Consider the following 14,269-nt stretch of genomic DNA (forward strand, 5'->3'; position numbering starts at 1 on the left):
TATGCGTGGAGAGGATATCGACGTAATGCTGGTCAAACGTCAAGAAACTAGATGAAGTCCTCAAGTCCAGCTTGGTCGTCGTTCTCACCCGTCGACTCGGGATCTTCGGACGTGTTCTCTGGTACTGCACTGTCCTTGCGATCAGCGCCAGATCCATTGTCACTTTCATCGTCAGTATCCTGTAGAGGAACTGGCTCACTATCCACACGACCCGCGAACGCGTTCCCTGTGTTGGCTTCCAGCTGCTCTTCGCGACGTTCCCGTGCGTCCTCGACGATAGATTCGACCTTGTTCGTCGACTCACCCGAGCCGGTGACGAACGCCACGCCAGCCGCGTCGAGGTCGTACGCGGCCGCCATCGCGACCGTCAGCTCCCGTGGCTTACAGTGGTGTGTCACCGTCTGGAGGAAGGGTAACACTTCACGACGGGCGGTCGCCGTGTCACAGCCGCTCGTCTCGGCTATCTGTTCGACGACCGCGTCGGCGGTCGCGTCGCTCGACGGCCAGAACTGTGGTCGTCCATAGCGGGTCCAGCCACCCTTTTGTCCGTCGCGGGCGGCGGCCACGCCGGCGGCCGCGTTGTCGGTGGCGTATCGCCAGTAGCTGTAGTTCTGCGTCGCGCGAACCCGCCCGAGCCAGCCGTCGGCGTTCGCGAGGAAGTCGTACGCCCGCGTCGCCTCTTCGGGGTCGTACACGTCGAGGAGGTTGTCTTCGATCCACTTCGTGAGGTCGTCAGGCGTCTCGTCGACCGCGTACGCGGACCGCAGCGTCTCTTCGGCCGACGACTCCTTCAGCGCGGCGTCGAGAAACGGGAAGATCCCCATCGACTTGTCGCGGTCGGCAGTCACGACGTGCTCGACGGCGACCGACGACCGGCCCTCACACGCGGCCTGGAGGTCGTTCACCGCGCCACGGAGGTCGCCGCGGTTCTGCTCGGCGATGTGCTGGAGCGCGTCCGACTCGAACTCGATTTCCTCCTTGCGACAAATATCGCGGAGGACGGGAACGATAGAGCGGGCCGAGACGTCGCGGAACTCGATCTCCCGACACGCGTTTCTGAGCCCACGCGACATCTCGTAGAACTCGTTGGCGATGAGGACGATCGGTTGTCCGGCGGACTCGACGAGCCGCGTGATCGCCGAGGCGCCGCCGCGGTCGTGTGTCCCGTGGATGTTGTCGGCCTCGTCGACGATCACGAGCTGTCTGGCGTCGGCGTCGGTCCCGTCGGCGCCGGCCCCACCCGCGCTGCCGGCGAGCGTCGCGTTGCGGGCCGCGCGCCCGGCGAAGCGCTCGATGACGTCCGCGGTGCGCTGATCGGAGGCGTTCAACTCGACCGTCTCCCACCCCATGTCTGCTGCGAGCGCGTGCGCCGAGCTCGTCTTGCCGACTCCCGGGCTGCCGTGAACGATAGCGGCCTCGCGGTGGTCGTCCCACGTGTGGGCCCACTCGGCGAACGCGTCGCGGGCCTTGTCGTTGCCGCGGACCTCCGAGAGCGTGCTCGGTCGGTACCGCTCGGTCCAGTCAGCCATTGTCTGGGTAACGAGTGAGTGTCGTTTATGAATTGCGGAGCGGCTCACCCGTCCCCGGCGATCGGCTCGGCCTGCAGCGCGTCTGCGACGGCCGGCGCGGCGGTGACGACACTACACCCCCGCTCGACGGTGTCGGTACCGACGATCCGGTCGACGCCAGCAGCCCGAAGCCGCGTCGTCGCGTTCCCGACGAGGACGGGGTGGACGCACGCGGCGACGACCCGAGCCGCACCGCGTCGTCGCAACACCTCGACGGCCTCGCCCATCGTCGACCCGGTGGCGACGATGTCGTCGACGACGACGACGTCTCGGCCGTCGACGGCGGCATCTGACGGGGACACTTCGACTGCCCCGGTCTCCCGGTCGCGGTGCTTCTCGAAGTGGTCGGTCTCGCCGTCGCCGTAGGCGTCGCGCACCTGCACGGCGATGTCGACCGCTCCCGCGTCCGGTGCGAGAAAGAGCGGGTCGGTGAGCGAGCCGAGTGGCGACGCGAGGACGGACGCGGCGTCGACGGTTTCGACCGGAACCGTGTAGAAGTCGGCGACCGCCGGCTCGTGGGGCGTGACGAGGACCACGCGGTCACACCCGGTGGAGATAGCTCGCGCCATCGCCCGCGCGGAGATCGGCTGTCCCTCCCGGAACGACGCGTCCTGTCTGGCGTACCCCATGTACGGAACGACCGTGGTCACGTGCTCGGCACCCGCCTCACGGACCGCGTCCTGGAGCTGGAGGAGTTCGACCCACGCCGCATCTGAGTCGGTCGTCGCGACGACGGTCGCCCGCGGTCCCTCGAACGACGGGACCGCGGCGAGCCGCTCACCGTCGGGGAATCGGTCGTACGTCGCCGTCGCGAGCGGTCGGCTCGTCTCGTCGGCGAGGGCAGCCGCGAGCTGTTGGGAGCTCGACCCGGGTACGATCATGGGCGGTGGTTCCGGTGACGAGAATAAACCAGTTTCTGTACTCGGCCGTTCGCGAGCCGGCACGCGGACAGTCGTGACCCTCGACACCGCCACACACGCCCGCTGTGGGTGAGCGGATATTTACGCGCGCGGCGGGTACGCCCCGCTATGACTGACGCTGGAGACCGGATCGGGCTCGCCTGTCCGTCGTGCTCGCCGGAGGCAGAGACCGTCCACGAGGTGATACGCCCCGGTGGCCACGCGACCGTCCGGTGTACCGCGTGTGATCACACGCACAAAGCCGAGGTCGTCGAGCCGGAGACGACGGCCCTCACGATCGTCGTCTCACAGGACGGCGAGTCGTTCACCACGGAGATGGACGTCCCGACGGCGGGCGTCGTCGCGACGGGCGAGGAGTTCGTCGTCGACACGGCCGAGGCGCTCATGGAGGTGCGAATAACCGGGATCGAACTCGGGCCCGAACGACGGGTCGAGGAGGCACCGATCGACGACGTCGAGACGCTCTGGACCCGCGCGGTCGACAACGTCTCCGTCGACGTCACCCTCCACCCGAAGGACGGCGACGCCGACCAAACCCGATCGCTCCGGCTGACGGTTCCCGGCGACACCGAGTTCGAGGTGGGTGAGACCGTCGAGTTCGGCGACGAGGAGTTCTCGGTCGAAGGGTTACAGATCCGTGACGACGCCCCGGCGTACCGACACGAGAAGCTGGACCATCCGGGCGACCTCGCGTACGCGAAAGACCTCAAACGGCTGTACGCGCGCGACGAGACGCTGACCGCCTGGTCGGCGTGGTGACGGAGAGGTGAGACGCGTCGCTGTGGCGTCTCGTCACCGCCGTCGAAAAATCGGATCGGTCGGGGCGACCGCGCTCAGATAACGCGGTTCTGGAGGTAGTCGAGGTGTTTCGCGTTGTAGACGATCTTGACCTCGTCTGCGGCCGGGCTCCCGATGCAGGTGAGTCGAACGTTCTTGTCGTCGACCTCCTCGTCCGAGAGGATCTGCTGCATGTCCATTTCGATCTCGCCCTCCTTGACGATGGACGCACAGTTCGCACACGCGCCGGCGCGGCACGAGAACGGCCAGTCGTAGCCCTGTGCCTCTGCGGCTTCAAGGATGTACTCGCCCTGGTTGACCTCGAGGGTCCCGTAGTCCTCTGCGCTGAGGTCGGCTGCGGCTGCCTCCTCGAAGAGGTCGTCGTCGTCCATCGACCAGTCGTGGTCGTCGAGCACTTCGTAGTTGAGGTATTCTACCGTGGGCATCACTGGATCGTTCGTCCCCCACGTCATTAGGCTTTGCTGTTCGCCCCGTCAGTCGAAACGAATTTTCCTTCGTACGGGGGTGTGAGGAGGGGAAAATCTGGCGAATCCGGTCGACGTGCCCGCGCGTTATCAGCCCTGATACTTCGTGGCGAACACTCAAGCACCGGCGTCCCACATCGGCGGTCGATGAGCGAGGCGGTCGTGGCCGACTTCGTCGCCAGAGCGGTGACGCCAGAGACCGACGGCGAAGAGCCGGTGTCGGGGCGCGTCTTGTTGAGCCGCCGGCGACTCGTTATCGCCACCGGTGCGGCCAGGACGACGATCCCGCTCGGCTCGGTGTTCGACGTCGCGATCGGCACCGTCCCCGGTGACCTCCGAGCGTTCTTCAGCGACAGCGTGACCGTCGCGTACGAACGTGGCGACGCTCGCGCGACCGCCCTGATCGAGGGCGACCCCGAGGACCTCGACCGCTTCGTCACGCTCCTCTTCGCGACGCTCCTCGCCGAGGTAACGGTCACGGTCAGACACCCCGCCGCGATCGGCGGCCGCGTCGTCGACGGCACGGACCGCCCGGCGACGGTCTCGGTCGCGACCGGCTCGATCACGTTCGACGGTCGCGACCGATCGACGACGGTGGACCTCTCTGCGGTCGTCGACTACGACCGGACGACGCGGACCGTCGACGGCGTGCGCCGCCCAGCGATCGTGTTCCGGCACGTGCCCGAACGCCGAACCGTCACCTCGGTGGTCACCGTTCCGGAGCCTCGGCCGATGACGATCCTCGGTCGGTACCTCAGACGCGAGTACACGGCCGTCCTCGAGGACCTCGACGACGTTCGTCTCCCGCCGGAGGCGCTCGAGATCCTCGTTTCGATCCACGCGGCCGGTGGATCGGCACCGCTGTCTGCCATCGTCACCGGCGACGCGAGCCGGACGACGATGCTCCTCGACGAGCTCCGCGAGGACGGCCTCGTCGTCGACGGTGAGGCCGGGCCGACGCTCACCAGGTTGGGCACGATGGCCGTCACCAGCCGGCTTGAACGGGTCAACACGTAGCAGACGGCGACGCCAGACATTGAAACGCCCCCAGGGCGTCGGAGAGTCATGGACCAGATCTACGCACCCTGGCGCATCGAGTGGGTCGAACGCGACGCAGACCCGATCGACGGCTGCCCGTTCTGTGTGCTTCCCGAGCGCGCGGACGCCCGCAAGGCTCGCGTCGTCGCCCGCAGCGAGCACAACTACGTCCTGTTGAACAACGCGCCGTACAACCCCGGACACGCGATGGTGATCCCCGACGCGCACGTCGACGACTGGCCCGCACTCGACGACGCGACGATGCGGGACCACGCGCGGCTGAAGGCGGCGACGATCACGGCGACGCGACGCGAGATCGAACCGGAGGGGTTCAACACCGGGCTCAACCTGGGCGAGGGCGCCGGCGGCTCGATCGACCACCTCCACACCCACGTCGTCCCGCGGTGGCGCGGTGACACGAACTTCATGCCGGTGGTCGGTGACACGGCCGTGATCGTCGAGGCCGTCGACCGCACGTACGCGCACCTCCACGCGGGGTTCGCCGCCGGCGAGCACGTCGTCGACGCGGGCGACGTCGACGCCGGAGAGCCAGTTCGTCTCGCGTTCGAGTAGCCGGCGGACGCCCACGGCGGCATCCACGTCGGTCGGTTCCGACGTCGGTCGTCCCGGAGCCGAGCGCAGGGTTACTGGTCGCCGAGCTTCTCCTCGCCGACGGAGTCGTGTCCTTCGATGACCGCCGTGTCACCCATGTACGGCCGAAGCGGCTCGGGGACGGTGACGGTTCCGTCGGGGTTCTGGTAGTACTCGAGGATCGCGACGACGACCCGCGGCACCGCGAGCCCCGACCCGTTCAGCGTGTGGAGGTACTCGGCCGACTCGTGGTGTTCCTCACGGTACCGGATCCCGGCGCGCCGTGCCTGAAAGGCTCCGAAGTTCGACACCGAGGACACCTCCAGCCACCGGCCGCCGACGTCTGGGCCGTCGGCCATGTCGTCGGCGGGCGCCCACACCTCGAGGTCGTACTTTTTCGCCTGGGTGAACCCGAGGTCGCCCGTACACATCTCGAGGACGCGGTAGGGAAGACCGAGCCGTTGAAGCACCGCCTCGGCTTCCGAAACGAGCCCCTCGAAGCGCTCCTCGCTCGCGTCGGGACGCACGAAGTTCACCATCTCCACCTTGTTGAACTGGTGGACGCGCACGATCCCACGCGTCTCCGTGCCGTGTTCTCCCGCCTCCTGTCTGAAGTTCGGGGTGTACGCCTGGTACTTCAGCGGGAGGTCCTCGCCGAGGAGGATCTCGTCGCGGTGGAGGTTCGTGACGGGAACCTCGGCGGTCGGCAGCAGCCAGAGGTCGTCGTCGTCGTACGACGCCGCGTTGTCGCCGCCGATGCGGTAGGCGTCCTCGGTGAACTTGGGGAACTGGCCGGTGCCACGCATCGACGCGGAGTTGACCGGGATCGGCGGGAATACGTCCTCGTATCCCTGCTCACGGTGGACGTCGAGCATGAACTGGATCAGCGCGTGTTCGAGCCGGGCGCCGTCGCCTTTCGCGACGTAGAAGCCGCCGCCGGCGACTTTCGCCCCGCGGTCGAAGTCGAGTATCTCGAGCGCCTCGCCGAGGTCGTAGTGCGGGACGACAGACGCCGGCAGCTCACGACGGTCCGCGAACCCCTCGCGGCGTACCTCCCGGTTCTCCGACTCGTCGGCGCCGACCGGGACCGAGTCGTCTGGGATCTGCGGGAGCCGCAGGAGGGCCGACTCGAGCGTCGACTCGAGCTCCTCGGCGCGCGCCTCTATCGCCTGTAGCTCGGATTTGAGCTCGCTCGAGCGCTCGATCGCCTCCTGTGCGGCCGCCTCCTCGCCGGCCTGTTTGAGCTCGCCGATCGTCGAAGAGACCTCGTTGCGCTCGTGACGGAGGTCGTCGCCCCGTTGTTTGAGCTCGCGCCACTCCGCGTCGACGTCGAGAATTTGCTCGAGGTCCACGTCGACGCCCTTGTTCGCGAGCGCCTCACGGACGGTCTCGGGATTCTCCCGGACGAACTGTCGGGACAGCATCTATCGGCCGTTCCGGCGGCCGGGTCAAAACCGTATCGGAGCGACGCGGCACGCCGGGATCGGCACGGTTTATACGCGACGCGCCGCGACCTCCCGCCGATGCTCATCACTGGCGCGACGTTGGCCGACGGGCGGGTCCGTGACGTCCGCATCAAGGACGGACGAATCGCCGCCGTCGAGACGGACCTCGACCCGGCCGGAGCCGACCGGGTCGTCGACGCCGAGGGGGCCCACCTCCTACCGGGCGCGATAGACGTCCACGTCCACTTCCGTCAGCCCGGCGGCGCACACAAGGAGACGTGGGCGACCGGGTCGAAGAGCGCGGCTGCCGGCGGAGTGACGACCGTGGTCGACCAGCCGAACACCGACCCCCCCACCATCGACGCAGAGGCGGTCACCGCCAAAGAACAGCTCGCAGCTGACTCACTCGTCGACTACGGAATCAATGGCGGCGTCACCCCAGAGTGGGATCCTGACGGACTGCTCAACGCCCCGATTCTCGCGCTTGGAGAGGTCTTCCTCGCCGACTCCACTGGCGAGATGGGAATCGACGCCGACCGGTTCGCGGCCGCGACGGCGGCCGCCGCCGAGCGCGACGTGCCCGTGACGGTCCACGCCGAGGACGCGACGCGGTTCGACGCGTCGGCACTCGACGGCGACCTCGGCGGCGTCGGCACGGCGGCGCGCGCGGACGCGTGGTCTGCGTACCGGACGGCCGAGGCGGAGGCGACGGCCGTCGAACACGCGCTCTCGGTCGCCGAAACTACCGGATCGCGGCTGCACGTCGCACACACCTCGACGCCGGCCGGCGTCGACGCGGTCGCCGAGGCGGTCGAAAGAGGGGTCGCGGCGACCTGCGAGGTGACGCCTCACCACCTCTTTTTGTCCCGAGCGGACGCTGACCGCCTCGGCACGTTCGGACGAATGAACCCACCACTTCGGACCGAGTCACGGCGCGCTGCGCTCTTCGACCGACTCCGTGGGGGTGACGTGGCGGTCGTCGCGACCGACCACGCGCCACACACGGTCGCCGAGAAGACGGCCGCGCTCGCCGACGCGCCGAGCGGCGTGCCCGGCGTCGAGACGATGCTCCCGTTGTTGTTGGCGGCGGTCCGCGACGAGACGCTCTCGCTCGAGCGGGTCCGTGACGTGACCGCGAGTAATCCGGCGTCGATCTTCGGACTCGAACAGAAGGGTCGCATCGTCGAGGGGGCCGACGCGGACCTCGTGCTCGTCGACCTCTCGACGTCGCGCGAGATCGAAGCCGGGGCACTACACGCGAAGTGCGGCTGGACCCCGTTCGAGGGGCGTGCGGGCGTCTTCCCCGAGCTGACGCTCGTTCGCGGCTCCGTTGCCTACGAGCGCGATCCCGTCACCGGCGCGGAGTCGTTCGGCGAGCCCATCGGCCAGAACGTTTGCGGTCGCTGAGCCGGTCGTCCGACCGCTCCTCGCGCCCCGACCGTCTCCACCGGCGGAACGCCTATGACGCTCCTCGTCGTACGGAGGTCATACACTTATGCGTCGTGTTCACGTGGACCGAGACGAACGGCGAGCGACCGGTGCCTGGCGCGGACGGGTGACACGCAGCCGATGAGCGACCCGACGTCGGTCGACCCACCGTCCCCGCCCGTGGCACTCGACGAGCGTGACGCCCTCCCGATCGGCGAGGCGACGACGCTCGTCGATCGGCTCGTCGAGAGCGTCGAGTCGGTGATCGTCGGCAAGTCGCGTGCGGTCGAGCACGTCCTCGTTACGCTGTTCGCCCGTGGACACCTGCTCGTCGAAGACGTCCCTGGTGTCGGAAAGACGACGCTCGCGAAGACGGTCGCACGCTCTGTGGACGCCTCGTTCAAGCGGGTCCAGTTCACCCCGGACTTGCTGCCCGCAGACGTCACCGGGGTCAACGTGTTCGACCAGCAAACTGACGAGTTCGACTTCCGACCCGGGCCAGTGTTCGCGAACGTCGTGTTGGGCGACGAGATCAATCGTGCGCCGCCGAAGACGCAGTCGGCGCTGCTCGAGGCGATGGAAGAACGGCAGGTGACGACCGACGGCGACACGCGGCGACTGCCCGACCCCTTCTGTGTAATCGCGACCCAGAACGACGTCGAGCCGGGGCAAACCTACGAGCTCCCGGTGGCGGAGGTCGACCGGTTCACGAAGAAGATCCGACTCGGGTACCCCGACGTTGACGCGGAGGCGACGATCCTCGAACGGACCGTCGGCGACCACCCGGTCGACGCGGTCGAGCCGGTGGCGTCGCTCGAGGACGTACGGCGACTCACGGCGACCGCCGCCGCCGTCACGGTCCGAGAGCCGGTCCGGCGGTACGTGGCCAGACTCGCAGAGCACACCCGGGCCAACGCGGCGCTCGGGGTGAGCCCGCGCGGCAGTCTGGCGCTCGTCCGGACCGCACAGGTGCGCGCCGTCCTCGACGGTCGCGAGTACGTGATCCCCGACGACGTCCAGACCGAGGCGCCGACCGTGCTCGCCCATCGGATTCGGACGGAACGCGGCGCAGCGGACGGACGAGACGTCGTCGAGGACGCGCTCGACCGCGTCCCGGTGGAGTGAACCCGTGTTCGGCGTCTCGCTCACGCGGCGGGGACGGCTCGTCGCCGGGGTCTGCGTCGTCGCCTCGGTCGCAGCGGTCACCGCCGGCGGTCGGTCGCTCAACGCCGTCGTGGTTCCGGGGCTCGTCGCACTGGCGGCCGGGTTCGTCCAGCTCCGCGGGATCGACCCGCCGGGCGTGCGTCGAACCGGACTCACCGACGGCTTCGTTGGCGAAGCGCGGACGGTCATGGTCGAGTTCACGGGTGATCCCCCCGGCACCGACGTCGGCCGCCCGTACCTCGCGTCCGTGCGTGACCGACTCACGGAGGGACTCGTCGCGCTCGGCGGTGACGGCGAGCCCCGTGTCGGCCGCGAGGGCGGCAGCCAGGAGGCGACTCTCGACGCGAGGACACGGACGACCGTCGGCGAGTCTCCCGCCAGCTACCACGTCCGCTACGACGAGCGGGGGATCCACCGAGTCGGTCCGACCCGACTCGAGGCGACCGACGTGTTCGGGCTCTACTCCCGGCAGTTCCACCTCACTCGTCGCGACACCGTCACGGTGTACCCGCCGGTTCACTCGGTTCCGGTGTGGTTTCGTCGACGGCTGTCCGGCGGCGAGGGACTCGACGCGAGTCGACAGCGAGAGGCGTTCGACCGGCTTCGCGAGTACGCCCGTGGAGACGCCCTGCGCGACGTCCACTGGCCGACCACGGCGAAGCGGAGCGAGCTCGTCGTGAAGTCGTTCGCCGCCGAGACCGACCGGCGACGTGTGTCGATCGCCGGCGAGACGCGACTCGCGGCCGACGACGACGCGGCCGACGCGCTCGCGAGTGCGGTCGCCAGTCTCGGGCTCGCGCTCCTCCGCGACGGCGTCGGCGTCGACGTCACGCTACCGGGCGACGACGTCGCCGCAGACCCCGGACCACGGGGGAGACGGGCGCTGCTCGAGGCGGCGGCGCGGGCCGGTCCGGGTGCCGTCGAGGACACGGACGCGGCAGCCGTCCGCCTCGTCGCCACTGGCGAGGACGTGCAGGTCCAGACCCCCGAGCACGCGCTCTCGTTCTCCGAACTCGCTGACGCGACGCTCGACCCCGAGACGGCAGTGCGTTCGAACGACGGCCGGAGGGCCACACAATGAACGATCGGTCGGCCGCATCGGGCACGGTGCCCGCCCCGACGAGCGGAGCCGGTCCGGACGAGGTCGAAGGCGTCGTCCCGGCGGGCCTCGCGTCGCCCGCGTCGGTCGGGGTCGCCGTCGTCCTCCTCGCGGTGGTCCGGGTGTTCGCCTCGATCACCGACGTCGTCGGTGGGACCGGTCGGCTCCTCGCGGTCGTCGCGGTCGCCGTCGGGGTGGGAGTCGGTCTCGCGCGACTCGTCGCGCCACGGACCGCCGTCCGCTTGACGGCGGCTCTCGCGGGTGCTGGCCTCCTGGGCTACTACGCGGCGATCCCCGGCAGTCAGGTGGCGCTCGAGTCGGTCCCGGCGATCGCGTTCGACGTCGTCTCGCTCCTGACCGGCCTCTCGGTGCTGCGGCTCGTACTCGTCGACGTGTGGGTCCTCGTGTTCGCGCCGGCGCCGGCGTTTCTCACGGCGTACCTCGCCGGGCGCGGCCGCCACGTCTCGGGGGCCGCCGTCGCCGGGGGGACGCTCGGCTTCTTCGTGCTCACCGGCGACGCCGGCGTCGCCGTGACGCTCGCCGGGGTCGTCGGCGTGGCGGTCGCCGCGGGGACGTCGACGCTGACGACGGCCGGCGGCCTCCGGAGCCACGGGCGGACGCTCGCGACGGTGCTCGCGGTCATGGTGCTCGCGAGCGCCACCGTCACGCTCGTCCCTGCCGGCACGGCCCAGCCGTGGGCGGTCGAGCGGGGGACGCCAGCGATAGAGTCGACGCTGGTCGAAGGCGACGAACTCACCGTCGTCGGCACGACCCGACTCTCACCGGCGGTTCGATTCACGATATCGAGTCCCGTAGAGCGGAACTGGCACACCGGGTCGTACGACACCTACACCGGCGACGGCTGGGTGCGGTCTGGAGAGACGGTCCCGCTGAACGGCTCGCTGGCCGGCCCGCCGGGAGCGTCGACGCGCGTCGAGTCGTCGGTCACGATAGAGACCGAGCGGGAGACGGTCCCTGCTCCGTGGCAGGCGGTGTCGGTCGAGGGGGCGCTCACGCAGACCGCCCAGGTCGACGGGCGGGGGACGATCCGTCCCGGGGTCTCGCTGCGTCCCGGTGAGACGGTGACGGTCCAGAGTGCGGTGATCGACCCGTCGCCCGCATCCCTCCGCGAAGCCGGTACCGACTACCCGGCGGCCATCGAGGAGCGGTACACCCAGCTTCCCGAGAGCACGCCCGACCGGGTCGGGACGCGTACGGCCGCGATCCTCGAGGAGGCGGGCGCAGAGACCCCGTACGACCAGGCGGTCGCACTAGAGGAGTACTTCGCCACGGAGTACGCCTACTCGTTGTCGGTGGACCAGCCGACCGGGGACGTCGCCGACGCGTTCCTCTTCGAGATGGACGCGGGGTACTGTACGTATTTCGCGACGACGATGGCCGTGATGTTGCGCTCACAGGGCGTGCCAGCGCGGCTCGCGACGGGGTATGACAGCGGCCAGGCGGTGAGCGACACCGAGTACGTCGTGCGCGGACAGGACGCCCACGCGTGGGTGATGGTGTACGTTCCCGAGCACGGCTGGGTCGAGTTCGACCCGACGCCGGCGGCCGGGCGCGACCGGGCCGAGCGCGTGCGTCTCGCCGAGGCTCGGGCAGACGGCGTCGACGACGTCGACACCGCTCGCACCGAAGGCGGCATCGTCACGACCCGTGAGGAGGAGCCGGCCGATCGTCCAACGGCGGACGCGACCGCGCCGAACGAGACCGACGGGGCCACACCGAACGCCTCGACCGGCTCGACGGCCGAGTCGAGTGGGACGAGTGGGCCGGCACCCGGCGAACAGAATCCCTTCCCGTCGGCGTTCGGGTCGAGCGCGACGCCGACCGACGGGTCGACCGGGTCGGCGGGGGGACCGTCGCTTCCTGCCCCCGAGACGGTCGGCTACTGGCTCGTGGTCGTCGTCGTGGTCGGGGCGAGCGCACGTCGCTTCGGAGTTACCGGCCGGGCGTACCACGCGATCCGGCTTCGGACGCTGGGGCGGTCGGGGACGCCACACGCCGACGCAGTCCGGGCGTTCGACGACCTCGAACGGCTCCTCGCTCGCCGGTATCGGGCACGACGTCCGGGTGAAACGCCGCGCGACTACCTCGACGCGCTTCGGTCCGTCGGCGTCGACGAGCGGGTACACGCGGTGGGTGAGGCGTACGAGCGCGCCGCGTACGCGGGGACGGTGAGCCGTCGAGAGGCGGCCGACGCCAGGCGAACCGTCCGACGGCTCGCACTCGAGTCGACGCCGGTCCTCGGTCGGCTCCTCGCACGCTCGTGAGCCGGTGACGGGGTCACGAGTCGGTCAGAGCCGGCGTCGTCTGGAAGCTCACACAGACGAGCCCGGATCAGACCGTCGAAATCGGGCGTCTCGCGGGGTCCCGACACTATTTAATACGGTCACCCTGTACTCTCGGACTGTAATGTCGGAAGTCTGCTCGACGTGCGGGCTGCCCGAGGAACTCTGCGTCTGTGAAGACGTCGCGAAAGAGTCCCAGCAGATCAGCATCCGCATCGACGAGCGCAGGTACGGAAAGGAGGTAACGATAATCGAAGGGTTCGATCCGAAGGACGTGGACATGAGTTCACTCTCGTCGGACCTGAAGTCGAAGTTCGCCTGTGGTGGCACCGTCGAGGACGGCTCGATAGAACTCCAGGGGAACCACTCGGGTCGTGTGGAGGAGTTCCTCCGCGAGAAGGGATTCAACGTCGCGTGACCGTCACCTGAGCCCGCCGTCGAGCGATCTTCTGCAGTCTCGTACCGCGAGCGGCCGCACCACGTCGTCGGCGAGTCGCCGCCGTCGTGTTCACACCAGCAGCGCCGCCCGTCCGACGACGAAGGCGATCGTCGCGAGGAACGTCCCGTACTTGAAGTGGGCGCGGCCGGCCGCGGGGTCGCCGAAGCTCTCGTACCACGCGTAGAGCATCGTCGCGTCGGCGATCGCGACTACGACGAGGTAGGCGGCGCCGAAGGTGCCGAGGAGGTACGGCAGCGGGCTGACGACGACGGCCGCGCCAAGCGACGCGGCGCCCATCCACAACGCTCGACGCGAACCGATCGCGATCGGGAGCGTGGTGAGCCCCTCCTCGCGGTCCCCGGCGACGTCTTCGACGTCTTTGATTATCTCGCGGGTGAGCGTCGAGAGTGTTGCGAGCACGGCGAGGACGAGTGGGGCGTCGAGACGGCCGACGGCGGCCCCACCGAAGAGGAACGTCGATCCGACGAGCGCCGAGACGAGCACGTTACCGAGCCCCGGCGTTCCCTTGAACACCGTCGTGTACGTGAGCAGGGCGACGAGGTTGACCGCGGCCAGTCCGAGCGCAGCCGGCGGCAGCGACGCCGCGAGTCCGACCGCGCTCACGAAGAGGGCCACAGAGAACGCGAGGGCACCACGGGGTGAGACCGCTCCGCGCGGGATCGGTCGGTCCGGGCGATTGATCGCGTCGATCTCGCGGTCGAAGTAGTCGTTCACTGCGTTGCCGGCGGCGACGGCGACGGCGGTCGTCGCGACCGCGAGTCCGGCGGCCACGAGTGCACCTCCCACGCCGGCGACGAACGCGCCGGTCGCGGTCAACACGCCGGCGGCGACGCAGTTCGCCGGACGGGTGAGTTCGAGTACCCCGCGGAGTGTGTCACCCACGCTGGTCCGGTCAACTAACGGGCGCGGCATAAACTGCGCGGGATCGCGGCGTCTCCGTCGCACGCCTGACGGCGGTTCGTCGTACGAACGTTTATGCCGTGAGCCGCGG

The 14,269-nt window shown here is 69.3% G+C and carries 13 protein-coding genes; 8 read left to right on the forward strand and 5 right to left on the reverse strand.

All coding sequences use genetic code 11. The features are described from left to right. Positions 1-47 precede the first annotated feature (47 nt). The gene (locus ACNTAO_RS05675) at positions 48-1,529 is read right to left on the reverse strand and encodes a replication factor C large subunit (protein ID WP_435161003.1); all 1,482 of its coding nucleotides are present in this window, start codon (positions 1,527-1,529) and stop codon (positions 48-50) included. Between the two features lie 44 nt (positions 1,530-1,573). Beyond that, the gene (gene prs, locus ACNTAO_RS05680; RefSeq protein WP_435161004.1) at positions 1,574-2,449 is read right to left on the reverse strand and encodes a ribose-phosphate diphosphokinase; all 876 of its coding nucleotides are present in this window, start codon (positions 2,447-2,449) and stop codon (positions 1,574-1,576) included. Positions 2,450-2,596: 147 nt separating this feature from the next. Here prs and ACNTAO_RS05685 point away from each other — a divergent pair, with 147 nt between their 5' ends. Next, the gene (locus tag ACNTAO_RS05685; RefSeq protein ID WP_435161005.1) at positions 2,597-3,247 is read left to right on the forward strand and encodes an HVO_0476 family zinc finger protein; all 651 of its coding nucleotides are present in this window, start codon (positions 2,597-2,599) and stop codon (positions 3,245-3,247) included. A gap of 74 nt (positions 3,248-3,321) precedes the next feature. On the opposite strand, the gene fer is transcribed toward ACNTAO_RS05685, so the two are convergent. Next, positions 3,322-3,711 (reverse strand): ferredoxin Fer, encoded by a 390-nt coding sequence (gene fer, locus ACNTAO_RS05690; RefSeq protein ID WP_435161006.1) that lies wholly within the window; start codon positions 3,709-3,711, stop codon positions 3,322-3,324. Between the two features lie 186 nt (positions 3,712-3,897). Here fer and ACNTAO_RS05695 point away from each other — a divergent pair, with 186 nt between their 5' ends. Beyond that, complete coding sequence (locus ACNTAO_RS05695) at positions 3,898-4,767, forward strand: CheF family chemotaxis protein (protein ID WP_435161007.1); 870 nt, start codon at positions 3,898-3,900, stop codon at positions 4,765-4,767. A 48-nt stretch (positions 4,768-4,815) separates the two neighbouring features. Beyond that, on the forward strand, positions 4,816-5,361 hold the full coding sequence (locus ACNTAO_RS05700) for an HIT family protein (protein WP_435161008.1): 546 nt from the start codon (positions 4,816-4,818) through the stop codon (positions 5,359-5,361). Positions 5,362-5,432: 71 nt separating this feature from the next. On the opposite strand, the gene serS is transcribed toward ACNTAO_RS05700, so the two are convergent. Continuing rightward, complete coding sequence (gene serS, locus ACNTAO_RS05705; protein ID WP_435161009.1) at positions 5,433-6,803, reverse strand: serine--tRNA ligase; 1,371 nt, start codon at positions 6,801-6,803, stop codon at positions 5,433-5,435. Positions 6,804-6,902: 99 nt separating this feature from the next. Here serS and ACNTAO_RS05710 point away from each other — a divergent pair, with 99 nt between their 5' ends. From ACNTAO_RS05710 to yciH, 5 genes are all read left to right on the forward strand, one after another. Further along, positions 6,903-8,231, forward strand: a complete 1,329-nt coding sequence (locus ACNTAO_RS05710) for a dihydroorotase (protein ID WP_435161010.1) — start codon at positions 6,903-6,905, stop codon at positions 8,229-8,231. Between the two features lie 162 nt (positions 8,232-8,393). Further along, positions 8,394-9,377, forward strand: a complete 984-nt coding sequence (locus tag ACNTAO_RS05715) for an AAA family ATPase (RefSeq protein ID WP_435161011.1) — start codon at positions 8,394-8,396, stop codon at positions 9,375-9,377. Positions 9,378-9,381: 4 nt separating this feature from the next. After that, positions 9,382-10,497, forward strand: a complete 1,116-nt coding sequence (locus ACNTAO_RS05720) for a DUF58 domain-containing protein (protein WP_435161012.1) — start codon at positions 9,382-9,384, stop codon at positions 10,495-10,497. After that, positions 10,494-12,800 (forward strand): transglutaminase TgpA family protein, encoded by a 2,307-nt coding sequence (locus tag ACNTAO_RS05725; RefSeq protein ID WP_435161013.1) that lies wholly within the window; start codon positions 10,494-10,496, stop codon positions 12,798-12,800. The genes ACNTAO_RS05720 and ACNTAO_RS05725 overlap by 4 nt, the downstream gene beginning before the upstream one ends. Positions 12,801-12,942: 142 nt before the next feature. Beyond that, the gene (gene yciH / locus ACNTAO_RS05730) at positions 12,943-13,236 is read left to right on the forward strand and encodes a stress response translation initiation inhibitor YciH (protein WP_435161014.1); all 294 of its coding nucleotides are present in this window, start codon (positions 12,943-12,945) and stop codon (positions 13,234-13,236) included. Positions 13,237-13,326: 90 nt separating this feature from the next. Here yciH and ACNTAO_RS05735 read toward each other — a convergent pair whose 3' ends face one another. Next, positions 13,327-14,160: a geranylgeranylglycerol-phosphate geranylgeranyltransferase gene (locus ACNTAO_RS05735; RefSeq protein WP_435161015.1), complete on the reverse strand. Its 834-nt coding sequence runs from the start codon at positions 14,158-14,160 to the stop codon at positions 13,327-13,329. Positions 14,161-14,269: the final 109 nt, after the last annotated feature.

The sequence above is a fragment of the Halorubrum zhoui genome (genome assembly GCF_051194155.1).
Taxonomy (GTDB): domain Archaea; phylum Halobacteriota; class Halobacteria; order Halobacteriales; family Haloferacaceae; genus Halorubrum.